This is a genomic window from Haloferax litoreum (assembly GCF_009674605.1).
GTDB classification, from domain to species: Archaea; Halobacteriota; Halobacteria; order Halobacteriales; family Haloferacaceae; genus Haloferax; species Haloferax litoreum.
Map to the genome: position 1 here is coordinate 1,401,213 of NZ_WKJO01000001.1, position 22,747 is coordinate 1,423,959.

Here is a 22,747-nt window from a genome sequence, read left to right on the forward strand (position 1 = left end):
CCTCCGAGTGCCAACGCACCCGATACGTGCCCGAGTTCGTGAGTCACCACGAAGCGACGGACAGTGAGACGACGCCGCCGCCTTTTTGCTATCTGGTCACCCACTGCACAGTATGACCGTCGAAGAACTCTCACTCGGTGTCCCGAAACCCATCATCGACGCCCTGCCGGAGTCGGACGGCGCGGCCGCACAGGACATGCAGAAGGCCGTTCAGGGGCTCGAAACCCGGTTGAACCGTGCAATCGTCGACGCCGAGTCGGAGTCAGAAGCAGCCCAGTACGTCGTCGACGCCATCGAGCGACTCGAAGACCACTACGAGAAGTACGACGAGTTCGTTCCCGAACTTCGCGCGTGGGGGCAGTCTCCAATTTACGCCATCGCGTGGCGAAACCTCCAGGGTGACCTCATCTTGCAGTTGCAGGAGTACGACTGGCTGAAACCGCACATCGACCGCGAACGGAACCTCCGAATGGTCGAAGACGGGATTCGGTTCGGAAAGCGGTAACTGACCACCGACTCGGTTCTTTCGTCGTACTGTCCGATGTGGTTTGTTCCGAGTCCTCGACGGGATGATTCTCTACAGATGTGTATATATTACACAAGTCTAATGCATGGTTGGTGATGTTCATATATGAAGATGTTGTGTATGGGCGGCCCAGAAGACATTTTTCTGCATAGTAAACGAGGTACGAATCGAGACGACAATATTAGTATTGTTCTCGAATCTTTTTGGCTATATTTGACTCAAGATAATTAATCTATCTTCAATTGGCTTCAAATGAGTGCAGTTTTGTAGTATAGGGCCCAAATATGGCCAAACAATTATTTTCAGGCCAAAACTATCTTTTCAATACTGGCTCGGTCGTGAATTCCGTTCACGAATCACCGCGAACAGACGGCGAATCACTGCTCTCACCCCGTTCTGTGAGCGGAATTTGGAACGAGACGGGTGTGCTCATGCCAAGTTTTAATGACACTGACAGAGTACTTTTTGCATGGACGACTACGACGAGACGGAGTCACGTTCGTCGACGGGTGACTCCGACGAGGGGGACTCGTCGTCACTTGCAGATGTCGTCGAGGGACCCACGTTAGACACGACTACGTTCGACGTGTCCCACGACGATACGGATGCGTACGACGATGCTTCGACGTCCGACGCGACTACAGACGCGTCGCTTTCAGACCTCGCCAACTCCCTTCGCGAGCGACGACCCCGCGGTGGCGAGAGCGAGGTGGCGGGCGACAGGACGACGAGGGACTGGAACTTCGTTCACGACATCAACAGTACCGAGCGTGAATCCAGTGGAACAGTCGACGTCGATTCTGGCGCGGGTGCTGTGCTCGACCAGGTCGAAGACGAGACCACGTTGCTCGTCGGGCCGGGTGGTCCAGTAGACGACCGTCTCTGTGAACGACTGATGTCCCCCGAGTCGACGGTGACGAATCACCACCAACTCGTGATATCGGTCGACGTGCCGCCAGCGGAACAACGCGATACCCTCCAGAGACTCCGGAGCGGTGCAGTTCACTCCCAGGCACTCGTCGATGCACAGTCGTACTCTGTATCCGGCGACGTCGCCGAGTACGAGGGCGTCGAGGTGATGAACGTCGCTTCGCCGAGAGACCTCCGACGCATCGGTATCCTGACCACGAAGGTCCTGTCCAAGTGGAACGACGCCGGCGTCCCTATCTCCATCTGTTTCCACTCACTCTCGAACCTCCTCGACGCCGTGGGAGACACCCAGCGCGTCTTCCGGTTTTTACACATCCTCCACGGGCGGATTCGCGCCGCCGGTGGGCGTGCACACTTCCATCTCGACCCGACCCGCCACGACGAACAGACGGTCCGCACGTTCTACTCGCTGTTCGACGCAGTCGTCGAGTTCGACGCCGACGGGTCAGTCACACTCGTGTGAGTTCACGTGACCGACCGAATACTAGGAGAGCCACTCGAACTCGTTCCTGTTCGGTGACGACGTGTTTTCGGCCTGCGTGGCCTCTGATTCGGTCGCCGTCTGGTCTACATCTGCCTCCGTCTGGTCTACATCTGCCTCCGTCTCGCCGCCAGTATGCGACGGTTCTTCACCGCCGTCACGCGTCCGTGTGTTCTCCTGTTCTGCGGTCGACGCTGGTTCGTCTGCTGTCTTCGACTGACCTGTCGTCTCCGTTGGAGATGCACCCGGTGACCTTCCTGTCGTCGCCGTGTACGTCGACAGGAAGAACCAGGTCGTCTCTTCGGCCACACCGGTCAGTGTCCGGTTACAGTTCGGGCACTCGGGAGACGTGAGGAGCGTGAAGTCGACTGTTCCCCCGCACTGTTCACAGTCGGCGGTGTGGGTTCCGGCCTCACGTGCGGCCTCTCTGAGACGGCGCAGTTGGTCACGCTCGGCTCTGAGTTCTCTAATCTCCGCTTGGTACTGTGCCTGCGTCTCCGTGAGTCGAACGTCGAGTTCGTCGCCCGTTTGGACGAGATACTCGAGAATCGTCCGGAGGTTCTCGAACTCCTCGTCGAGTCGGGCCTGCAGTTGGGATTGCTCTGTTTCGAGTGTCGACCGAACGTCGTCGACGGTGTCTGTGAGTTCGTCTACGTCTTCGTAGCCGGCTTCCACGTCGTCCAGTCTGTCCGCGATTGATTGGACTTCCTCGGCGAGCGTCGAGCGCTGCCGTGACTCCGTCTGAAGTTCGGTCTGGAGTGACTCGACGCGTTGGACTAACTCGTCGAACTCGTCTTCGGTTACTGCGCCGTCCGTCATGGCTGCCTGCCCGTGTCGGTTGGCACCCGGTCGTTCACCACCTCCATCGTCGGCGAACATCGGCGTTCGGTTCCGCCCGTCCAACACCTGCGTGACTTCTTTGAGCGTCCAATACGAGTCGAGTAACTGCTCTAAGACGCGTTCTCGCGAACTGTCGGTTTCGGCGGCTTTCTGCGTCAACCAGTCCTCGAACGTCGAGGTGGCAATCTCTCGGTCACTCTGGTCCGACGACTCGTTGGACATCGTATGTAGACACGCTCTCTTTCGAGATAGTTCGGCTTCTAGGACAAAAGCTTTGTTCCGCGTTGACATACGCGCTACTATGAACCGGTCTCACTCGGAACTAGTTGCACTCCCCGACAATGGCTGTTGAAGACCGCCTCAAACTGTTCGTCACACAGCAGGCACGGCCACTCGTCGTGCTCTTCGCAGTCGCGGGTCTCTTCTGTCTTCTCGGTGCAGGGTACGTTTTTTTCACACCGACGACACAGACTGTCTCCGAGGAGGTCAACGTCCAGACCATCGAGTCCTCGGTCGGAACGAGTGCCGTCGTCACTGGGAACTCCACCCTGTACGAACAGGGAGAGACCCTCGAAAACCGGTCTGCGTACTTCGTTCCAGTCACGCCAAACCTCTCGTTTCACGCCGAGACGGACGTCCCACCGGGTCAGGACGTGACGGTCTCACAGCGACTCACGATGAACGTCGTCGGCGTGCGCGGCGACCAACCGTTCTACCAGTCTGAAGAGGTGCTCCTCGACGAACGACGCAGTGTCTCCGACGGGAGCGTCGCCGCGACTCGTTCGATAAACGTCTCGGCGATGCGCAAAGACATTCAGACGAAACGGGCCGAGACAGACGGTGTCGGTCGGTTTCGAGTCTCTCTCGAACTGAACGTCACATACCAGACGGACTCGTACGAAGGGTCGCTCTCGACGAGTGCACCGTTCGTCATCTCCGGGCAGGCGTACTACCTCGACGGTGCAGTTGCCGACTCACAGACTCACTCGGAGACGGTGCAACGAGAGGTGCAGCGACCATCTGACCCCGCCGAGTATGGTGGGCTAGCGCTCGTCGGACTCGTCCTGTTCGGACTCTGTGGCGTCATCGTCCGTACCGAAGCGGTCAGTGACCCCGAAGAACTTCGGACGCGTATCTCACACAGCAGGCACGACGAGTGGATTTCACGCGGTGAGTTCCCGACTGAGTCCGAAAAGCAGTACATCTCGATACTCACGTTAGCGGACCTCGTCGACGTCGCTATCGACACCAATCGACGTGTCATCTACGACCCAGACATCGAAGTGTACGCTGTCATCGACGGCAACGAGATTTACTACTACTCTCTCGGTGACCTCCACGCGCACGCCTGGTTGAACCTCTGAGTGTGCACTCCTTCGGTCTGTGAGTGCTCGCGTCTTGCCTCCTCGTCTCACCCATTCGACTCTCGTCGGTCCTCGCCGCCTACTCAGAGCGGTTCGTCGAGGTTTTCGAACCGGTACCGTCGATTCGCGAGGGCGTGGTACGCCGCCGAGACAGTGAACGCGGCGATGATTATCGTGGGATACACCAGCGTCGGCACCGCCCCAGTCGGGAGGACGTCCATCCAGAGTCCGACGACGACGAGACACGAGAGGAACGAGAGACCGAGATAGTACACACCCCACGGAATCGAGTTCTCGGGGACGATGTCGAGGTAGATGTCGAGTCGTTCGGTCTGATTCGTCAACTCGACCTCCCCGTTCTCGTACGTCACGATGCCCGCACGTTCGAGTCGCGGGAGGTGTGTCTGCTGGAGTGACGTGTACACCGTCTTCCGTTCTGCGGACCCGAGTTCGCTAATCGATTTGTCCTTCTCCCACGCGGCGACCTGTTCTGCGAGGTCGGAGAGTGAAACCGGGCCGTCCGCCTGTTTACAGTGGTGGATGGTGTACCGCCGCCGGTGGTTACTCATGAGGTCGAATATCTCGTCTTTGGGGAGTCCTGTCTCCTCTTCGGGCGGTCGTCTACCGAGCAACCCACCCGCTCCGCGATTGCTCATCTGTCACGTAAGTGTACAGTGTTCCAGTATTTATTTTCTCGCTTGCACGACATTCCGCTGACGTGCTACCTCGTCTTCACTGGTCGGGCCACTCGGTGTGAACACGGACCGTCACGTCGTAGTCGTCGCTGGGTGGGAGGGCTTCGAGGGTCTCGCCCCGGCCGGTCGGAGTGAGGTCGACGCGGAGTCCGAACGGGACTGCTTCCCCCGGTTCGAGGACGCCATCTGCGACGGACGGTGACGGACTCACTGCGAGGAGATTGTCACCGGACAGCCCCGAGGAGTCGAGTGTGTCGCTCGCCGCTGTCGCCTGGAGTGTGGCCTCGATAGCGTCGAGCGTCGCTGCCGAGAGCGTATCGCTCGTGGCATCGAACGAGAAGTAGATTCCCACGATGTCCTCTGTCCCGACGTTCGTAATCTGGACGATGTCTTCGAATCGCGTCACCGCTCTCGTGTTGAGTCCCCCGTCGTCGCCCCCGGGTGTGAGTGCACTCACGTAGCCATCAGCATCTGTCTGAACGTGAACCGGTGGGTCGTTCGCTGGCGTCAACTCGATATCGCCGTCGGTCGTGTCGACGACGCGGAACGATGCGCCCGCAGACGACGAGACCACGACCGAGGCACCCGACCCGGCGATTCCACCGAGGACGAAGAGGTTGCCCATCGCGAAGAGTGTCTGGCGGCGAGTGGGCATGTGAAGTCCAGGTGAAGGGTTCTCGGGTCTTACTGTTGGTTCGCGACTGCGGTTACTTCGTCGACGAGGACCGTGTTCTCGCTGTCGCCAGCGAACGACCCCGAAACCGAGTTCGCGATACTCGTTTTCTGTACGACTTTCAGACCGACCGTCTCCGACGTGCCTGCCGACACGGAGACGTAGTTCTGCGGGTCGTACTGTGGGTCAGCCCAGTCGGAAGAGACTATGCTCTCCGGTGACCCGTGCGTGAATTGGAACGCTTCGACGACGTCCGATTTCGGGATACTGCCATCATCGACGTCGGCACCGAACCCCGTGTACGTGAACCCGACGTCGTAGTCGGTGCCGTCGGTGTTGTTGTTCGTGAGTTTCAGGATGTCGCCGAAGTCGTGGTCCCGTGTCGCCGAAACCGCGACCTGAACGGTGACCATCTGCCCACCGTTCCCGCTAACGGTCGCCACCGGGAGGTCGTTCGGTTGGAGGGTCGCGAAGTCGATAGATTGGTTCTTCTCGACGGTCGCCCCCAGCGAGTCTGCGGGGTCGATTCGGATGTCTGCCCCCGGCGAGACGACGCGGAAACTGCCGTCGCTGTTGTTCGAGACGACGTCGACTGCACCCGTCCCGAGTGCTGTTCCGACGCCGAAGGCGAGGGTGCCTACTGCGGTGAGGACGTTTCGTCGTTTCATGTGCTGTCGGGCTTCGATTACGCTTGCTCTGCGACGATAGTGAGTTCACCGTCCGTACTTGGCGCACTCGCATTGCCCGTCGTATCGATTTTCACGTCCACGTTGGCGGATTCGCCACTTCCAAGTATGGGTGTTCGACCGTCGTCGATGTAGGACGTCGTCCCATCGTCTGCCGTAGTATTCTGCCCCAAGTAGAACGTCACGACGATTTCTTCTGTTCCATCCGTATTCGAGATAGTGACGGATGCACTCCCAGACGACCCAGTCTGGTCTGGGTCCGAAAGACTGAGTTGAATATCCGGCGTCGTTCCCCCATCTGAATTCGCAACCGCGTTATTCGTAATCGTCAGGGCGTCTTTGATGGTCGTGACCGCGTTTTTGTTGAATCCGGAGGCAGTCGAACCGTCGCCGTCGGGGTCGAAATTGATGGTGAACGTATCGGTTCCGTCGTTTGGCGTATCGTCGGTAACGTACCCACTAGACGAATCGATCTGCAGGAATGCATTCCCGTCTCCTGCAGTGCTCACCGAAACCGTTCGCGCAGCACTCACAGACGAGAACGCACCCGTCCCGATGAGTGCGCCGCCGCCGCCAACAATCGCTCCAAGCCCGAGTAGTACATTACGTCGATTGATTGTCATATATCGTCTCCTCGACACGTCGATGTGTCGTTGTTCGACTCGTATGGACCACCCCTACTTTGTATTCACCTGCTTGAACGAGTCAAACCGGTCGGTTGACTGGTTCAAGCCTGCCTTTCCGTACGAGACAAGTCGGCGTCGTCTCTCGATTGGCCGCGCCAATGTGCACTGTTGTTCACCCGTGTACTGGATTGTGATAGTACATACTCTCCGTGTCGGACACGTGGTCGATGCCGTATCAGTTGCATCGGGTACCCCGCCCATACGTCGCCGCTGATTCGACGGGTCGTTTTATGACCACCAACGCCGTATCCGTCACCAACGCGTGAAGGTCTCGGAATTCGTCGAATACGCAGTGTTGGGTCTCTTCCTGATAGCCGTCGTTGCACTCCTCTTCGGGCAGGCACTCGGCCAACCCATCCTCCTCGGGTACGTCGAGACCGGAAGTATGGAACCGACGATGGAACCCGGCGATGGATTCGTCGCCGTCCCCTCGGTGCTGACCGACTCGCCAGACGCCGGCGACGTCGTCGTCTTCCGTTCCGAGGAACTCCACGGTGGCGGACTGACGACCCATCGCGTGGTGAGACACACCTCCGACGGGTACATCACTCGCGGCGACGCCAACCCGTTCACCGACCAGGACAACGTCGAGCCACCGGTCACGGACTCTCGAATCGTCGCCGAGGCACTCCAACTGAACGGCGAGGTGGTCGTCGTCCCCGGACTCGGAACGGGTGTGCAGACGATCCACGTGGCCGTGGGTGCTGTCGTCGGTGTCTTCGCTGGACTCCCCGGTTTTGAGTCGCTCCTTCGGGGAGAGTTCTCGCCGATGTTGCTCGTGGGAATCGGCGGGGGACTCATCGCCCTGAGCGTCGGCGTCGACTTATTCGGGAGTTCTCGACCCGCCGGAAAACGAACTCGTAGTCGGCCGAACTACGTCTCTATCGGCGTCGTACTGTTCGTCCTCGTCGTCCTCATCTCCGCGCCCGCGACGGTGAGTATGCTCTTCGGGTCGGGGACGACGACAGTCGACATCATCAGTTCGGAGTCGCCGGCCGAGAACCCACTCGTCGTCGAACCGGGTGACGCGGCGACGGTCGAGTATCGCCTGACCAACAAGGGGTACATCCCGATGATGACCGTCGTTGAGTCGACGCACCCAGACGTCACGTTCGGCCAGTCAGTGTTCGTCGTCTCGGGTCAACAGAGTACGACGACGACGCTCTCGATTCGCGCACCGGAACAGACGGGAGCGTACACGCGAGAGATTACAGAACAGCGGTATCTCCCGATTCTCCCGAAGTCACTCATCCTCGGCCTACACGACATCCACCCGTTGGTCGCAATCGCCGTCATCGACGCGCTTCTCGTGGTAGGGGCACTCGCTCTCGGTATCGTCACGCTGGGGATGACCCCGGTCCGGATGCGGACGGTGGGACGAAACATCTCGTTCGTCGAGCGACTGAAGCGGCGGTTCTTGTGACGGCGGTCAGTCGCTGACCTGTCCACTACTCGGGGTGCCAACCACCGTGAGTCCACTCGGACTGTAGACGAGTGTGTCGTCCTTGTCACTGACGTCGAGACCAGTCACGTCGAGTGTCGATGCTGTGGACCCGAGGTCGGCGGTCACTGAATCCCTGCCATTGCCATTCTTGTTCGTGCTCGACAACCGTGCCTGACGGACGAAGATGTCACCGTCAGCGGCGAGAGAGATGCCATCTGTCGTCTCCATCTCCGTCTGATTCGCGTGGAGGTCCCCTGCCGACGTGACGCTAATCGAGTGGTCACTCAGGAGTGTCGTCCCGGTGATATCGACGTCTCCGGACGTGCTCGTGAGCGACATCTTGGCGTTCTTCGAGTCGAACGTCGTCTCAGTCATCGTAATCGACTCGGCCGTGATAGAGACGTCGCCGTTCTTCCCGTTGATGGTCGTACTGGCAATCGTGACCGAGGCTGCGTCGATGTCGATTCCGTCTTGGTAGAACGTCCCGTCGTCGGTGCTGATGACGATGTCCGCAGTTTCGTTGTCGAAGTTTTCGAGTTCGGAACCGGTCAGTGTTTGTTCACCCTCGTCGTACTGGCCGTTGCCGTTCGTGTCGATGTAGCCATCGCTTCCGTCGGGGGCGCTGGACGGTGGGCCGCCACCCGGGCAGTCGTAGTTCACGGGCGTTTTCAGGATTGCATCGGTGACTGTCGTTGCCGACGCTTCTGCGCGAGTGACTGCCACCGTCAGCGTCGCTGTATCGGGACCCCCACCCGACGACGCTGTACAGGACAGTGAGAGCGGTTCTCTCCCGCCACTCTGGAGTGTTGGCGTTCCAGACGCCGTCTCGACCGTGAGCGCGTCCGAAGCAGTGCTCACTTCGTATTCGACAGTCGCATCCGAGTCGAGGTTGTTCACGAGCGACGCGACGTGCGTTGGTTGCCCGGTACTGTTTACCTCGTTTCCGGTCGCCTGGAGCGCAATCAGTGCGCTTTCGTCTGCTGCGACCGAGACACCGACGGCCCGTTCGCCAGCGATAGTGCTGTAGCTTCCTGTCGGGACTACAGCGAGCATCATCCCGAGTGCGACGAACACCACTCCAATGTGCCGTAGCGTCCGATTCATGAGATACTGGCAGTCTCTTCGTTCGATATGTCGGTCGCCAAGCCTCTTGTACACTTCGGGTGTCGGTACCGCACTCGGCCACTATATAGTATAACAAATATATGGGTGTTATACCTTCGCGGCAGGCAATCAGCCCTCTCGAACGACGTCTCCTACGACACCTGCGACTCGAACCACTCGCTCGCGTCGGTGACGACGTCGAACAACCCGTCGGCCACCGATTTGTCGGCCGGGAGTTCGACACACCACGTCACCTGCGTCTGTGCCGCTTGCAGGTTGGTCATGGTGTTTTGGACACGCGACGCGAGGACGACGGGCACCGCAGCGTCGAATCGGCGGATTGTCTTCACTGCCTCGATTCCGTCGTATTGCGGTGGTGCGTGAAGACAGAGGACCAACTGTGGTCGCCGTGTCGTCAGTCCTTCGAGCAACTCGTGGTTCGAGTTGGTGTACCGCACGTCGACGCCGCTCGCAACGTCCCACGCTTCGTCAGGTGGTTCCCCATAGGTGAGTACCTGTGGTGTAACCTCTCCGGTAGTTTCTGACACGCAGTCGTACTTCTCGGATGAGACGTATGATTGTTTCTATGGTCGTGAGAACTGCCGATGGACCTCGGTGTGCGCCGTTAGCGCGACAGTTCGGGTGTCTGGACCGTCAAATCGTACGTCGCGACGGCCCCTTCGAGTGTGGCGTCGGTGAGTGATGGCTCGCTATCGAACCGTGCACACGTGAATCGCGCTGGTCCGTGGACGGTGGTCTCTGTGAACCCCGCACGCTCGGTGACGTACGTGTACGCGAAGTCGAGTCGGCCACCGATTTCGACACCGAATTCGAGCGCCGTGATGGTACAGTCGGAGACGTCGACGTTCTCGTTCACTCGCGAGGTGTTCCAGTACATCTCGCCGTCGACGGTCGCGTGGTCGCAGACGACGTCTCGCCCGACGGTACTCTCGACCATTCGGAACTGCGACTGCGGCGTAAATCGTGCGCCCGAGAACGAGAGCGTCCCCGCGATGGCGGCGCGGACGAACGATATCGTCCTGTCGAAGTGAGCGTTCTCGAACGAGAGACGCGGACTATCGACTGTCGACGCGTCGAAGTACACCGCGGCGTCGAACGTCGCGTAATCGAACACGAGGTGGCCGTCGGCAGTAGTGAGTTCGGTGAAGTCGACTTCGTCGTCGAACTGGCTACTCGTCGCGTCGACACCGTTCGCGACGTGAAGTCGCGCCGCGTCGACCGTCCCACACGCGTGGAGGTGGCCGAGCGAGAGTCCATCCTGGACTGTCGTGTCCCGGAGTGTGACGTCGCCACCCACCCGGCAATGAGAGAGCGATAGCCGGTCGCGAAACTCTGCTGCTCCGGCGTCCAAGTGGTCGCCGACGTGTGTATGTGAGAGCCAGACTGGGCCGTCGACCTGCGCCTGCGTGAGGTCGATTTGTTCGTCGACTGTCGCCTTTCTAAGCGAGATGCCACCGGTGGCGCGGATACCGGTGGCGAGGAACGACGTCCCGCACCCCCCGAACGCATCGAGTCTGCCATCGATGGTCGCATCGTAGAGCAACCACTGCCGGCCAGTCTGGAGGTGTCGACAGGAGAGGTCGCCCTTCGCGTCGAGTCGCTGCATGGACAGTGTCCCCCGACCGTCGCCGCGTCTAATCGGAGTGTGGCGTCCACAGTCGCCTCACTGAGGTCGAGTTCGTCTCGGACGAGCACGTCGCGGAAGTCGACAGCTTCGTCACTTCTGAGCGTCTCACCCGCGAGGTCGAGCGTGTCGAACTGCGCACCGACGAACGCCGAGGGCCGGTCGGGGTCGTCGATCGTCTCGCGGAGCGCCGTCGTGACCGTCTCGGTGTCTTTAGATTCGACCGACTGATGGAACACACAGTACTCGGCATCACTACTCACTGGGTGTGGACAGTGCCACACGTCTCGGTCAACCGTCTCTGTCTGTCCATTCTTCTCAGGTGAACAGTCGTGTTCGTATGCACAGCGAAGCGACTCAGCCACGGATACCAGTAGTTACGTGTCTCTTCACAAATACATTTCTATGGAAACACATCGAATAGCGACCAGCCTGAGTAGATGTGACGTTCTTAGTATTGTTTCACCTCATGGTGGGTGAGGCCGACTCCGTGTTCTCTCGTTCGTGTGCGGTCGCATCGATTGCTCACGTCGAGACGGACGACTCATAGGCTCCGACAGTCGACGAGAACACGACTGCAACGCGGCGGTTTCGCACCGGCAGCGCCACCGATTCGACTGTCGTCCTCGACTCGTTGTGGAGCGAAACCGTAGTCTCTTCGTCTGTGAGTTTGACCGAGTGAAGGCTCTCGTGGTCGCCAACGAACTCGTGGACTGGTTCGTAGAGGCTCACGTTCGGCGCTCCCAGTCGTCACGTATCAATGTCCCCACACAGATTCGACGTGGTCCCACCGACTGCGACAACAGAGGAGATGTCGGTGGAGTTCGTGGATTACTGACCAGCGATACGGGTAGATACTGCCCGTTGTTTGAATATTGCCGACGACACAATGGTGTACACTCTGCCTCTCATGTAGCCAGTAGGGAAACACTCCGTGCATCCCATTGATGACGCGATATCACGCCTTGCACGGTGTTTCCCGTTCCTGCCGTCGAGTGGTGTCTCTCACTTGAACACAACCACGAATCACGGAATGTTTTTATCGGAGACACGTGAACGAAAATCTGGTCAGGAACCACTCGTCTCGGTATCCCCCCAACCCCCACTCCGAGGCACCTGACCGTTTTCCGAACGTCCACGCGGCTACGTGTCTGTTCTCTCGACTCTTCGACCTGAGACGACTCGTACAACTGGTTCCACTTCCTGAGTCGAAGCGTTCATTGTACGATAACTGAACGTTCAGATATGTTTGGAACAAGCGGTGTACGCGGTCCCTTCGGGGACTTGATCACGCCTGAGTTGGCGGCGTCTCTCGGGCAGGCGCTTGCAGCCTGTGGCTCCGACCGTGTCGTCGTCGGTCACGACGCACGAACGACGAGTCCCCTTCTCGCCGATGCCTCGAGTTCGGCCCTCCGAAGTGCCGGTGTCGATGTAATCCGTGCTGGGCAAGTCTCGACGCCGACGCTTGCCCGCGGCGTCGCATGGACAGACTCCGATGCGGGACTGATGGTCACTGCATCACACAACCCACCAGAAGATAACGGATTCAAATTGTGGGAGCCCACCGGACAGGCGTTTGGCGAGGCTCGCCGTACCGAAATCGAAGCGACACTCAATGCCAACGAACAGACGTACGCGTCGTGGGACGATGTCGGCACTGAGCACGACGCCGACTACCTAACGGCACGCCACGTCGACGCCCTCTGTGACGCGGTCGATATCGATGGTAAGTGTTCGGTCGTCGTCGACTTAGGCAACGGCATGGGAGGGGCAACTGTCGAAGCCCTACTCCGCATGGGATGCGACGTACAGACGCTGAATGCGACCCCCGACGGCCACTTCCCCGGTCGTCCGAGCGAGCCCACGGCGGAGACGTGCGAGACGCTCTGTTCCGTCGTCGCCAACACAGATGCCAACCTCGGTATTGCACACGACGGCGACGCCGACCGAATGATGGCCGTCGACGAGACGGGGTCGTTCGTCGAGGGGGACGAACTTCTCGCGCTGTTCGCCCGCGAGGTCGTTACCGATGGTGAGCGTGCTGCTGCTCCACTCAATACGAGTCTCGTCGTCGACGACGTCCTCGACGAACAGGGTGCGTCGCTCACCCGGACGAAAGTCGGCGACGTCTTCGTCGCCGACGCGGCTCGCGACGACGACGTTGTCTTCGGTGGCGAACCGAGTGGTGCGTGGATCTGGCCCGACGAAACACTCTGTCCTGATGGTCCGCTCGCGGCGTGCAAGCTCGTCGAACTCGTCGAACGGCGCGGTTCGTTGGCTGCCCAACGCGCAGCGCTGGCGTCGTATCCACTCCGCCGGACGAGCGTCGAGACCGACGAAAAAGAGGCGGTCATGGAGGGCGTTCGTGACGCGCTGATGGATACCTACGACTCTGGGCGGATTTCGACGCTCGATGGCGTGCGTGTCGAACACGAGGATGGGTGGTTCCTCGTTCGCGCTAGTGGCACGCAACCGCTGGTACGGTTGACCGCCGAGGCACGCGACGAGCAGCGAGCGGACGAGTTGTTGGCGGAGGCGCGAAGCTTCGTCGACAACGCACAGTAAGAGTCTTTTTCACCCACGTTGGTCGCATACTGCCACAGAATCTCCCGCGAGAACCGCATGCGTTCACCGAGTCCTGCGAACCCATCGAGACATATCGAGCTCCCTCGAAAAAACGGTGAATTATCCAGTGCGTCAGATGGGAGCCAGACAGTTCACGGGAAAATCCTGTTTCCTGAACTCGCTACGAGACGACTTCGAACCGGCCGACAGACAAATCAAGAGCGAGTTGTTCGCGTGGGTAGACGAACTCTTGGTCGCCGCTGGACGTCCGAACAGACTGCGCGTCGATCTCGAGAACCGTCTGTTCCTCACAGAGCGTCGAATGCCGAATCGTCGACCCCGTCGTGATTTCGTAGGGGACGATTTCGAGTGTGTGTGACATTGACGTATTGTTGATGGGTATCGTTGATAAGATTTGGGGACTAGACGAGTATTTCCAGACAAACACAGTATAAGCTGTCAAAATTAGTGTTCGTTCCTCGTTTTCACTCTGTCACATCGAACATTTAACCGTGTGGCAAACTAGCATGGGTGTATGAATGGCCCCGACACCGCGGACGAAACGAGCTTCTACCTCGATTACGAGATGCAGGTCGACGCCACTCGTGATGCCGTGTCGAAGCTCGCCCGCGACGTCCTCCAGTACGAGTGGGCAGACTACCTCCGCCGGTTCCCACCAGACGGACCGCAGACGTGGGACCACCTCGACTCGGGCAAGCCGTGGGGCCGCGTCACGCCGCGTACGTGGGACGTCGGTCGGAACCACGGGTTCGACGTGCACTTCGAACACTACCCGACGCCGCGCGCCCTCCAGCGGGGGCAGTTGCGGTTCGAGTTGCATCTCGAAGACGGACTGAGTGGCGACGCCGACTTCTCGGGCGACTCACCGTACACGGCGCTCCGAGGGCGGATTATCGAGGCAATCGAGCGCGTGCGTCAGGAATCAGACGAGGTCCCACACGGCGACTTCGGTACTGGGCGGACGATTTGGTGGTCGGACTACCGGTTCACCGCCGGCGATACGGTCGCGTACTACGAGAAACTTCGAGAGGCACTCTCGGAGCACGCAGTGTTCGTGGATGCGGTGAGCGAGGCGTTGCGGACGTCGGTTGGACAGTAGACTCGGTCTCTCTTCTTACGCTCACGGCGCGTCGACTCACTGCCGATACCGCGTCACGAGTGTGGTGCCGAGGGCGACGACACCGAGGACGACCGCTGGCATCACGTCTGTACTCAGGTACAGCCCCGGTGTCGGTGGGTAGTACCTCGTCAGCGGCCAGAGGAGTGGGTACGAGACGCCCGTGGGTTTCAGCAGGAAGGCATCGGCGACGAGGTGTGACGCAGCGCCGAGTGCGAGGAGTGCACCGACTCGCACGCGTTCGCTCGACCGGACGAGCAGAACACCGACGAGCACCGAGCACAGTGCGGCACCGGTCGTGTGGAGCCCGAACCAGTCGAACGGGATACCGAGGAACTGTTCCATCCAGTAGTTCGAGACGACGAGTTCCGCTTTCGCCATGTCCGGGATGAACGCCCCGGCCATCGCGACGGTGACGTACGGGCGGCTGACCCACTCGTAACGCCACGAGGCAATCGTAGCGAGACTGTAGGCCAACAGGGCGTGTGCGAGCAGGTCAGGCATCGTGGTCCTCCGTCTGTTCGGTTCTGTCGAGTCGCTCGGTCACGTTGCGTGGTGTGGACCGCGACGCCAACGACCAGGTCTCGACGTTGACGCGCCAGTCTCGGACGAGTCTCCCGAGTACCCACAGGCCAGCGAGGAACGAGACGGCGTACATGTAGGTGTAGTTCCCCGGTGGGACGGTGTAGGCGTTCAGCGCGCGTACCGTGTGGTCCGGTTCGACGACGCCGTAGACTGCGAGGCGTTCGGCCTCGTGGGCGTCGACGTCAGTGTCTGTGACTCGGAGTTCGGTCGCTCCGCCCCCGGTGACGATGGTGAGGGGGTCTGTGTCGGTGACGACGCCGGTGAGACTGGTTCGCTCGCCGACCCACGCGTCGTAGTCGCTTCCCAGATGCACCGACTCTGGATACGCACCGACTGCTGGGTCCGGTGTGAGCGACCCGAACCACACCACGAACCCGAAGAGACACCCAAGGAGGACCAGGAGGGCGAGGGCGCGTCGGCGTTGGGTGGTTGGCATTGCGCTTGGGTACGACGTGGAGTGACTAAGCGTTCCCGACAGGTTCGTCGTTGTTGACTCGCTCTCCGGCACGTATTTGTCACTTTAGTCAGAACTCAGTCGACACGACTGGATTTCACAGGAGACTACGACGTGAGTTCGTGCTTCGGGCACAGCCCACTTGAAAGCCAAGGTGACGGTCGCCCCGTCTACAGTCGTAGGTCTCATTTCGAGCAGAAGGTCTGGCTGACATCCTTCATAAATTCACATATCATACAATACTCTATGTTGCTCAGGATTCGGACTCCAAACAGAATTTAAGAAATAAACATAGTTCGCCCAAATAAAAATAATGCAGTAAGGCAATCCGCCCAATATTTTGGCTACAAAACATGTATGTAAAATGGTTGTTCGACGAATCTCAGAAATGTGGCTGTAATTTTGCGGTCTCTATTGAAACGATGGTCTCAAATTCACTGGCTTACGGTATAAATTCATGTCTCAACTTTATCAGCTCTGATAGTTATCAAGTAATGCTTACAACACCCCACACCGAACGAGTGAGCGTACCGACAGAATGCGAAACTCAGGAAACAAGGTCTCCCGTCGTGGTGGGCGGGGCCCCAAAATCGAGCGAATAGCCGAGCGTTACGAACTCTCTGGGCTCGGCGACGACCTCGTGGCCGCGTGGTTGGGCGAGGGACGAGAGCAGCAAAGTCTCCGCGAACTCGAAGAGACGGTCAATAAACGTCTGATTCGGGCAGCCTTGGACCAAGCGGGCGCTCACGTTCTCGACGGAGAACCTGAAAACTTCTATCGACTCCTGACGAGCGACGACGTGTCTGCTGGGAGTCGAACGGCGGCGCGAAATAGCCTTCGCGAGAAGGGTGTGGACGTCGACCAACTCGAGGCGGACATCATATCCTATCAGTCGGTGTACAACTACCTGAAACGACATCGAGACGTTGAGCGCGACTCGACGGACGACGAGACGGCAGTCGAATCCGGGCTCGACACGATTCGGAAACTCCGTTCTCGCCTCCGAACCGTCACAATCGACGTTATCGACCGGCTAGTCAAGGCGAATCGGGTGTTCATTGGCTCGTACGAAGTCGACGTGGACATCCGAGTCACCTGTACAGACTGCGAGACACGAATGACACCAACGACGTTGCTCTCTTCCGGGCACTGTAACTGTGAGCACCCCGCAGACGACGCCACAGTGGACGAGTAGCGACACCTAACCCAAGAATCTACACACGAATGAGCAAATCAGAGGCCCTTCAGGACGCGACTGTTCGAATCGAACGTATCGGTGGGATAGACAACAGGGTTGTCTCGCTCTCACCGGGTGTGACCGTCCTCACTGGACGAAACGCGACCAACCGAACCTCGTTCCTTCGCGCCATCATGGCAGGATGTGGGAGCGACGCGGCCAGCCTCAAAGGCGACGCAGACGAAGGGTCGGTCGAACTCGAACTCGACGGCCGGACCTTCACGCGCGTTCTCACGAGAGAAAATGGCCGCGTCACGGCGAGTGGAACACCCTACCTCCAAGATACGACCACCGCCGACCTGTTTGCGTTCCTACTCGCCTCGAACGAGGCGCGACAGGCAGTCGTCACCTCCCGTGACCTCCACGATGTCATCATGCGACCTGTCGATACGGACGCCATCGAGGACGAAATCGACAGTCTACAGTCCGAACGAAAGCGCGTCGAGCGAGAACTCGACGACCGCTCGTCGCTCGAGGCGGACGAGCGCGCGCTCCAGAAGAAACGCACCGAGTTGGAGACGAAGATAGCGGACCTCGAAGACGAACGAGACGAACTCGAAGCGCGTATCGAGGACGAAGACCAGACGGTCGAAGACCAGCGTGAGAATCGAGACGAACTGGACCGTGTACTCGACGAGTTACAGGACGCGCGCTCCGACCTCGAAACCGTTCGCTTCCGTCTCCAAAGCGAGCGAGAGAGCGTCGAATCACTTCGACAGGAGCGGTCCGAACTGGAGGACGAACTGGACTCTTTCGAGGTGACCGACATCGACCGTGAGTCAGTTTCGGTGCGCATCGACCAGATTCGCACAGAGATAGAAGACCTCAACACGACGATTGCTGACCTCCAGACCGTCGTCCAGTACACAGACGACGTTCTGGACGGCAAAGCAGGCCTCGTGGAAGACTCACTCGGTGGGGGCTCGACTGACGATACGCTCACCGACCAACTCGTTTCGTCGGAGACCATCACCTGTTGGACCTGTGGGACAGACGTCGATCCGGACCAAATCGAGCAGACGACGAACCGACTCCGTGCCGCCCGAGACGACAAGCGGGAACGGCGTGCCGACCTCCGACGTGAACTCGACGAACTCGAGAGCGACCTTCGGGACGCAGAGAAGTCCAAGCGTCGTCGCCAGAACCTCCAGCAGAAACTCGACCGTCTCGAAGACGAACTGGAGACGCGAACGGAGCAAATCGACTCGCTGACCGACGAGCGCGACGAACTCACCGCGCGCGTCGAACAGTTGGAAGCCGAGGCGTCAGCCCTCCGCGGGCAGGCTGAAAGCGACCTCATCGAACTGCACAAAGAACTGAACGAAGTGGAGTTCTCTCTCGACCGCACGCGTGACGAACTCGCGTCTGTGAACGACGACCTCGAAGCGGTTGCCGAGCAGTTCGACGAACGCGACAAACTCGAAGAGCGCCGTGAGCAACTGAACGACGACCTCGAAGCGGCGCGCACGCGAATTCAATCACTCACGTCCGCCGCCGTCGAAGCGTTCAACGAGGAGATGGAGACGATTCTCGACCTCCTTGACTACGGAAACATCGAGCGCGTCTGGCTCGAACGCGTCGAACGTCGCGTCCGAGAGGGCCGTCGAAAGGTGATGAAGACGCAGTTCGAACTGCACATCGTCCGCGAGTCTGACGCGGGGACCGTGTACGAAGACACGATAGACCACCTCTCGGAGAGCGAACGCGAGGTCATCGGCCTCGTCTTCGCACTCGCAGGCTACCTCGTCCACGAAGTCTACGACGACGTTCCGTTCATGCTCCTCGACTCGCTCGAAGCCATCGACGCCGCACGTATCGCCGCGCTGGTCGACCACTTCAAACAGTACCCGACGTTCCTCGTCGCGGCGCTCCTCCCAGAAGACGCACAGGCACTCGATTCGTCCTACGAACGTGTCGCGTGGGGCGACGATGCGTCCCGGTCCTCGGCGTAACGTACTCACCGACCGACTTCCTGTTTCTGTGGACTATATCTCGACGGGAGCGACAGCCCTCTGGACTCAATGGCTTCCGATTTCTTGGCATATACCGGTAGTACGCAAGACATTTAACATGTTGAGAATAAATACATATTGGCCGACATACAGGGGGGCTAACTATTAGCACGATTGCGAAGCGAAGGCAGGTGGACGTAGAACAGACTCGCGTCTGGTACGACTGTGACCGGACGGAAGCAATTTCGGAGGCGATACTCGGCGCGGTGAGCGACCACATGGAGTGCGACGAGACGGCGTTACCGCCGATCAGTGAATACACCGATGTGGACGCATTGAACACGTTGTTCGGGACGCGACGGCCAGCAGCACCCGCACTCTCGAGTGGGACACTCGAATTCAAGTACGACGACGTCGTCGTCACGGTTTCGACAATTGGGACCGTCGAAGTCAGGGATGCGGCGGACGCCGAACCGACATCAGACTAACACGGTCTGTCGAGTTCGGTTCTGATACCTCGCGCCAGACAGGGAGAACACGGTTCAGTGCCCGAAAACAACCCATACGATGCTGTTTTCAAAACTGCTGAAAGTTGTTGTGAAGCTGTTCGATTCGGCTCCCGACGCGACGGTGAGACTGTATTACTCACACAAGAGAACGTCTGGAAATGTAGTAAATTTCATTTGTCGATGATGTGTCGAAAGAGATGGCATGTCTGTGTTATGTGCTCCCATGCGATGCCACGGGGCTTGTCGACCGACCGAGTCCTAATTGGCACTTCGCCGATTCGTGCGCCGTGAGAAGCAGCCTCTAAGACAAAGGTGCCACAGGTACAGGCAGTGTCCAATCGGAGTTGGACCGCAAGATCACGACGAAGTGCGCGGAGTCCAGTGCCGGAGTCCGTCACATCGGCTTTGAGCTGTGTGAGTCGGTTGAGGAACCGTTCTGATGGTCGTGGAATTTCACGACGTGCACCGAGAACCAAGTCGAACTCGCCCTCACGAATTGGAGAGACAAGTCGAGAGAGCTGCTCAGGTCGGTGTTCACCGTCGGCGTCGTAGGTGACAACGATGTCCGTGGTCGCTTCCCGGAACCCTCGTTTGAGAGCCTCGATGTAGCCGCGGTTTCGCTCCTGTTCGACAACCTCCGCACCAGAGTCGCGCGCTTCGGTTGCTGTCGCGTCTGTCGACCCGTCGTCGATGACCAACACGTCGTACTCCTCCGGGATTTCTGCGACCACCTGTCCAATCCGGCCGGCTTCGTTGAACGCCGGAATGATGACTGTCGTATCATTCATGATGAAAGATTCGAATACCGCAGCAATGTACGTTCGTAGTATTTCTAACCTGACCAAAATGGACGACCGGGATTATATCGTTCGAGACTACCGACGTGAGATACCGCACAATCTCGTGCCGTCTCGGCCGGCCGGTACCCAGCCAACACCGTACACGATGAGTGCAACGACGCCCAGGACAATGGTCAGTTGCAAGTGCGTACCGAGGTACAAGCCCGTCGGTGGCGGGTGATATCTTGAGGGCCACAGCAGCGGATACGACTGCTCCGTGAGCTTCAAGAGGAAAACATCCACGACGAGGTGTGGCACGGCACCGGGAGAGAGGTGCGAGAAGACGCGAACCCGTCCAGACGCATAGACGAGCAGCACCCCAGCAACGCGACGATTCCAGCGAATCGTCGAACTGGTGTGTGTTGCATCACGTCTCACTACGAGACAGTGTACGAATATAACCCCCGCAGTTCCGGGGTCTCTGGAACTCGATTATTCGACGGTTACAGACTTCGCGAGGTTACGTGGCTTGTCGATGGGGCGGCCCATCTCGTTGGCAACGTGGTAGGCAAACAGCTGGAGTGCGACGTTGGCGACGAGGGGTTCGAGGCGGCCCAGACTTGGGATGTCGATGGTGTGCTTGCAGAAGGACTCTGTCCCATCCGAGGTGGAGAGCCCGATGACCGGTGCACCGCGTGATTCGACTTCTTTGACGTTGTTGAACGTCTCGTCGGGCGACGCACTCTCGCTGAGGAACGCGAGCACAGGCGTGTTTTTTGTAACGAGTGCGAGAGGACCGTGTTTGAGTTCACCCGCGGCGAAGCCCTCAGCGTGGGCGTACGAGATCTCCTTGAGTTTCAGCGCGCTCTCGAGTGCCACCGGGTAAGCCAGTCCACGGCCGATGAAGAAGAACGCGTCACTGTCGACGTACTGCTTTGCGAGACGCTTGATGTTGGGTTCGGCGTCGAGAATCGACTGGACGGCGTTCGGGAGTCGCCGGATGTTCTCGAGGATGTCGGCACCATCGCCCGCCGAGATAGTTCCGCGGAGACGCCCGAGGTATATCGTAAACAAGGCGAGTGCCGTCACCTGTGAGACGAACGTCTTCGTTGCCGCGACGCCGATTTCGGGACCAGCTTTGATGAACAGCGAATCGTCGACTTCTCGGGTAATGGTACTTCCGACCGTGTTCGTCACAGCGAGTGTGGTCATTCCCGGTGCTTTCGCGCGGCGAATTGCCGAGAGAGTATCTGCGGTCTCCCCACTCTGGGTGACCGCGACCACGAGGGTACGTCGAGAATCGAACCCATCGTACACTTCGTATTCGCTCGCGAGGTCGACGCGGACCGTGAGGTCCACGAGCGGTTCGAGCAGTTCTTTCGCGTACAGGCCGGCGTGGTAGGAAGTCCCGCAGGCGACGATGTGAATCTCGTCGACCGCCTGGAGGTAGCGCTCGTCGAGGTCGATATCAAGGGAGGCATTTCCAGTCAGTTCGTCGATGCGGCCGGAGATTGCTTGGCGGAGCGCGTTTGGCTGTTCGTGAATCTCCTTGTGCATATAGTGGTCGTGGCCAGCCTTTCCGGCTGCTGACGCGTCCCAGTCGACCGTCTGGATCTCACGTTCGACACACTCGCCGTCGTTGAAGACGCTGATGCCATCAGCACTCAGGTGTGCGACGTCACCGTCTTCGAGATACGATACTCGACGCGTATACTCGACGAACGCAGTCACGTCGCTCCCGAGATACATCCCGTCGTCGCCGTGGCCGATGACGAGTGGGCTGTCTTGGCGTGCAGCAACGATTCCTTCGTGGTCGACGTGCGTCGCCGCAATTGCGAAGCTCCCTTCGAGTCGGTCGAGGACGCGCATGGTCGCCGCACGGAGGTCTGCGCCAGCGGCGATTTCCTCTTCTATGAGGTGCGGGATGACTTCTGTATCAGTCTCGCTTTCGAAGATGTGGCCATCGAGCTCCGCTTTGAGTTCGGTGTAGTTCGAAATAATACCGTTGTGAACAACGGCCACGTCCCCACTGCAATCGGTGTGCGGGTGCGCGTTTTCGTCGGTCGGTTCTCCGTGAGTCGACCATCGCGTATGGCCGATTCCGTGGGTGGCATCCGTTTCCGACGGAATGGTCAATCCGTCGATCGTTCCTTCCTGTTTGCGAACTGTGAGTTGCTCTCCAACAAGAGCGATGCCCGCCGAGTCGTAGCCGCGGTACTCCAAATTCTTCAACCCAGTCGAGAGGATGGATGCGCTCTCGTTTACCCCGATATATCCCGTTATTCCGCACATGTGTAGCTTAATTTCCCTATTGGTGACTGCATTCGTCGACCGATTCGCGCTCGTCTTCTATTGGAAATTGCATTCGGTTGAATCCATTTAGTGCTATTGGAACAACTAATCTGGAACCGAATATTCATCTCCGTGCTTCGATTCGTGTGCACTGTGTCTTCC

23 protein-coding genes are annotated in these 22,747 nt (G+C 59.0%); 9 read left to right on the forward strand and 14 right to left on the reverse strand.

Features of this window, described 5'->3' with window-relative positions; translation table 11 throughout:
* The first annotated feature begins 112 nt into the window (after positions 1-112).
* Together GJR96_RS07215 and GJR96_RS07220 are read left to right on the forward strand one after the other, a co-directional pair.
* Positions 113-505, forward strand: a complete 393-nt coding sequence (locus tag GJR96_RS07215; protein WP_151162319.1) for a TraB/GumN family protein — start codon at positions 113-115, stop codon at positions 503-505.
* A gap of 490 nt (positions 506-995) precedes the next feature.
* Entirely contained in the window at positions 996-1,919 is a 924-nt protein-coding gene (locus GJR96_RS07220) for a DUF7504 family protein (protein ID WP_151162320.1), read from the forward strand.
* 21 nt (positions 1,920-1,940) lie between these two features.
* Here GJR96_RS07220 and GJR96_RS07225 read toward each other — a convergent pair whose 3' ends face one another.
* Positions 1,941-2,999: a hypothetical protein gene (locus GJR96_RS07225; protein ID WP_151162321.1), complete on the reverse strand. Its 1,059-nt coding sequence runs from the start codon at positions 2,997-2,999 to the stop codon at positions 1,941-1,943.
* Between the two features lie 119 nt (positions 3,000-3,118).
* Here GJR96_RS07225 and GJR96_RS07230 point away from each other — a divergent pair, with 119 nt between their 5' ends.
* Positions 3,119-4,141: a DUF5305 domain-containing protein gene (locus GJR96_RS07230; RefSeq protein WP_151162322.1), complete on the forward strand. Its 1,023-nt coding sequence runs from the start codon at positions 3,119-3,121 to the stop codon at positions 4,139-4,141.
* An 83-nt stretch (positions 4,142-4,224) separates the two neighbouring features.
* Here GJR96_RS07230 and GJR96_RS07235 read toward each other — a convergent pair whose 3' ends face one another.
* From GJR96_RS07235 to GJR96_RS07250, 4 genes are all read right to left on the reverse strand, one after another.
* Positions 4,225-4,797, reverse strand: a complete 573-nt coding sequence (locus GJR96_RS07235) for a DUF7344 domain-containing protein (RefSeq protein ID WP_151162323.1) — start codon at positions 4,795-4,797, stop codon at positions 4,225-4,227.
* A 76-nt stretch (positions 4,798-4,873) separates the two neighbouring features.
* Positions 4,874-5,491 (reverse strand): hypothetical protein, encoded by a 618-nt coding sequence (locus GJR96_RS07240; protein ID WP_151162324.1) that lies wholly within the window; start codon positions 5,489-5,491, stop codon positions 4,874-4,876.
* Positions 5,492-5,520: 29 nt separating this feature from the next.
* Complete coding sequence (locus GJR96_RS07245) at positions 5,521-6,177, reverse strand: hypothetical protein (protein ID WP_151162325.1); 657 nt, start codon at positions 6,175-6,177, stop codon at positions 5,521-5,523.
* A gap of 17 nt (positions 6,178-6,194) precedes the next feature.
* A complete protein-coding gene (locus GJR96_RS07250; RefSeq protein ID WP_151162326.1) occupies positions 6,195-6,818 on the reverse strand; it encodes a hypothetical protein in 624 nt (207 codons plus the stop codon).
* A gap of 325 nt (positions 6,819-7,143) precedes the next feature.
* Between GJR96_RS07250 and GJR96_RS07255 the strand changes: the two genes are divergently transcribed.
* Positions 7,144-8,304 (forward strand): signal peptidase I, encoded by a 1,161-nt coding sequence (locus GJR96_RS07255; protein WP_151162327.1) that lies wholly within the window; start codon positions 7,144-7,146, stop codon positions 8,302-8,304.
* 6 nt (positions 8,305-8,310) lie between these two features.
* Here GJR96_RS07255 and GJR96_RS07260 read toward each other — a convergent pair whose 3' ends face one another.
* From GJR96_RS07260 to GJR96_RS07275, 4 genes are all read right to left on the reverse strand, one after another.
* A complete protein-coding gene (locus GJR96_RS07260) occupies positions 8,311-9,429 on the reverse strand; it encodes a hypothetical protein (RefSeq protein ID WP_151162328.1) in 1,119 nt (372 codons plus the stop codon).
* Positions 9,430-9,581: 152 nt separating this feature from the next.
* Positions 9,582-9,977: a response regulator gene (locus tag GJR96_RS07265; RefSeq protein WP_151162329.1), complete on the reverse strand. Its 396-nt coding sequence runs from the start codon at positions 9,975-9,977 to the stop codon at positions 9,582-9,584.
* 77 nt (positions 9,978-10,054) lie between these two features.
* Positions 10,055-11,056, reverse strand: coding sequence for a pentapeptide repeat-containing protein (locus GJR96_RS07270; RefSeq protein WP_151162330.1), 1,002 nt, complete (start codon positions 11,054-11,056; stop codon positions 10,055-10,057).
* Positions 11,057-11,599: 543 nt separating this feature from the next.
* Positions 11,600-11,806 carry a hypothetical protein gene (locus tag GJR96_RS07275; protein ID WP_151162331.1) on the reverse strand — a complete coding sequence of 69 codons (207 nt, stop codon included), beginning with the start codon at positions 11,804-11,806 and terminating at the stop codon, positions 11,600-11,602.
* Positions 11,807-12,319: 513 nt separating this feature from the next.
* Between GJR96_RS07275 and glmM the strand changes: the two genes are divergently transcribed.
* Positions 12,320-13,639: a phosphoglucosamine mutase gene (gene glmM / locus GJR96_RS07280; RefSeq protein WP_151162332.1), complete on the forward strand. Its 1,320-nt coding sequence runs from the start codon at positions 12,320-12,322 to the stop codon at positions 13,637-13,639.
* 181 nt (positions 13,640-13,820) lie between these two features.
* Here glmM and GJR96_RS07285 read toward each other — a convergent pair whose 3' ends face one another.
* A complete protein-coding gene (locus GJR96_RS07285; protein WP_151162333.1) occupies positions 13,821-14,021 on the reverse strand; it encodes a hypothetical protein in 201 nt (66 codons plus the stop codon).
* A 153-nt stretch (positions 14,022-14,174) separates the two neighbouring features.
* Between GJR96_RS07285 and GJR96_RS07290 the strand changes: the two genes are divergently transcribed.
* Positions 14,175-14,759 carry an acetyltransferase gene (locus GJR96_RS07290; RefSeq protein ID WP_151162334.1) on the forward strand — a complete coding sequence of 195 codons (585 nt, stop codon included), beginning with the start codon at positions 14,175-14,177 and terminating at the stop codon, positions 14,757-14,759.
* A gap of 36 nt (positions 14,760-14,795) precedes the next feature.
* Here GJR96_RS07290 and GJR96_RS07295 read toward each other — a convergent pair whose 3' ends face one another.
* Entirely contained in the window at positions 14,796-15,281 is a 486-nt protein-coding gene (locus GJR96_RS07295; RefSeq protein WP_151162335.1) for a metal-dependent hydrolase, read from the reverse strand.
* A complete protein-coding gene (locus GJR96_RS07300; protein WP_151162336.1) occupies positions 15,274-15,798 on the reverse strand; it encodes a hypothetical protein in 525 nt (174 codons plus the stop codon). The genes GJR96_RS07295 and GJR96_RS07300 overlap by 8 nt, the downstream gene beginning before the upstream one ends.
* A gap of 556 nt (positions 15,799-16,354) precedes the next feature.
* Here GJR96_RS07300 and rdfA point away from each other — a divergent pair.
* From rdfA to GJR96_RS07315, 3 genes are all read left to right on the forward strand, one after another.
* A complete protein-coding gene (gene rdfA / locus GJR96_RS07305; RefSeq protein ID WP_151162337.1) occupies positions 16,355-17,011 on the forward strand; it encodes a rod-determining factor RdfA in 657 nt (218 codons plus the stop codon).
* Between the two features lie 29 nt (positions 17,012-17,040).
* Positions 17,041-19,005 carry an archaea-specific SMC-related protein gene (locus tag GJR96_RS07310; RefSeq protein ID WP_151162338.1) on the forward strand — a complete coding sequence of 655 codons (1,965 nt, stop codon included), beginning with the start codon at positions 17,041-17,043 and terminating at the stop codon, positions 19,003-19,005.
* Between the two features lie 191 nt (positions 19,006-19,196).
* On the forward strand, positions 19,197-19,493 hold the full coding sequence (locus GJR96_RS07315; RefSeq protein ID WP_225317710.1) for a HalOD1 output domain-containing protein: 297 nt from the start codon (positions 19,197-19,199) through the stop codon (positions 19,491-19,493).
* A gap of 191 nt (positions 19,494-19,684) precedes the next feature.
* Here the strand turns inward: GJR96_RS07315 and GJR96_RS07320 are convergent, their stop codons facing one another.
* Positions 19,685-20,302, reverse strand: a complete 618-nt coding sequence (locus tag GJR96_RS07320) for a glycosyltransferase family 2 protein (protein WP_151162340.1) — start codon at positions 20,300-20,302, stop codon at positions 19,685-19,687.
* A 483-nt stretch (positions 20,303-20,785) separates the two neighbouring features.
* On the reverse strand, positions 20,786-22,585 hold the full coding sequence (glmS, locus tag GJR96_RS07325) for a glutamine--fructose-6-phosphate transaminase (isomerizing) (RefSeq protein ID WP_151162341.1): 1,800 nt from the start codon (positions 22,583-22,585) through the stop codon (positions 20,786-20,788).
* Positions 22,586-22,747: the final 162 nt, after the last annotated feature.

Excerpts from the sequence above, each read along its gene's own strand:
- GJR96_RS07320 (WP_151162340.1), bottom strand. The coding sequence starts at position 20,302 with ATGAATGATACGACAGTCATCATTCCGGCGTTCAACGAAGCCGGCCGG.
- GJR96_RS07245 (WP_151162325.1), bottom strand. The coding sequence starts at position 6,177 with ATGAAACGACGAAACGTCCTCACCGCAGTAGGCACCCTCGCCTTCGGC.
- GJR96_RS07215 (WP_151162319.1), top strand. The coding sequence starts at position 113 with ATGACCGTCGAAGAACTCTCACTCGGTGTCCCGAAACCCATCATCGAC.
- glmM (WP_151162332.1), top strand. The coding sequence starts at position 12,320 with ATGTTTGGAACAAGCGGTGTACGCGGTCCCTTCGGGGACTTGATCACG.
- glmS (WP_151162341.1), bottom strand. The coding sequence starts at position 22,585 with ATGTGCGGAATAACGGGATATATCGGGGTAAACGAGAGCGCATCCATC.
- GJR96_RS07270 (WP_151162330.1), bottom strand. The coding sequence starts at position 11,056 with ATGCAGCGACTCGACGCGAAGGGCGACCTCTCCTGTCGACACCTCCAG.
- rdfA (WP_151162337.1), top strand. The coding sequence starts at position 16,355 with ATGCGAAACTCAGGAAACAAGGTCTCCCGTCGTGGTGGGCGGGGCCCC.
- GJR96_RS07260 (WP_151162328.1), bottom strand. The coding sequence starts at position 9,429 with ATGAATCGGACGCTACGGCACATTGGAGTGGTGTTCGTCGCACTCGGG.
- GJR96_RS07285 (WP_151162333.1), bottom strand. The coding sequence starts at position 14,021 with ATGTCACACACACTCGAAATCGTCCCCTACGAAATCACGACGGGGTCG.
- GJR96_RS07240 (WP_151162324.1), bottom strand. The coding sequence starts at position 5,491 with ATGCCCACTCGCCGCCAGACACTCTTCGCGATGGGCAACCTCTTCGTC.
- GJR96_RS07235 (WP_151162323.1), bottom strand. The coding sequence starts at position 4,797 with ATGAGCAATCGCGGAGCGGGTGGGTTGCTCGGTAGACGACCGCCCGAA.
- GJR96_RS07300 (WP_151162336.1), bottom strand. The coding sequence starts at position 15,798 with ATGCCAACCACCCAACGCCGACGCGCCCTCGCCCTCCTGGTCCTCCTT.
- GJR96_RS07230 (WP_151162322.1), top strand. The coding sequence starts at position 3,119 with ATGGCTGTTGAAGACCGCCTCAAACTGTTCGTCACACAGCAGGCACGG.
- GJR96_RS07250 (WP_151162326.1), bottom strand. The coding sequence starts at position 6,818 with ATGACAATCAATCGACGTAATGTACTACTCGGGCTTGGAGCGATTGTT.
- GJR96_RS07310 (WP_151162338.1), top strand. The coding sequence starts at position 17,041 with ATGAGCAAATCAGAGGCCCTTCAGGACGCGACTGTTCGAATCGAACGT.
- GJR96_RS07225 (WP_151162321.1), bottom strand. The coding sequence starts at position 2,999 with ATGTCCAACGAGTCGTCGGACCAGAGTGACCGAGAGATTGCCACCTCG.
- GJR96_RS07295 (WP_151162335.1), bottom strand. The coding sequence starts at position 15,281 with ATGCCTGACCTGCTCGCACACGCCCTGTTGGCCTACAGTCTCGCTACG.
- GJR96_RS07290 (WP_151162334.1), top strand. The coding sequence starts at position 14,175 with ATGAATGGCCCCGACACCGCGGACGAAACGAGCTTCTACCTCGATTAC.
- GJR96_RS07220 (WP_151162320.1), top strand. The coding sequence starts at position 996 with ATGGACGACTACGACGAGACGGAGTCACGTTCGTCGACGGGTGACTCC.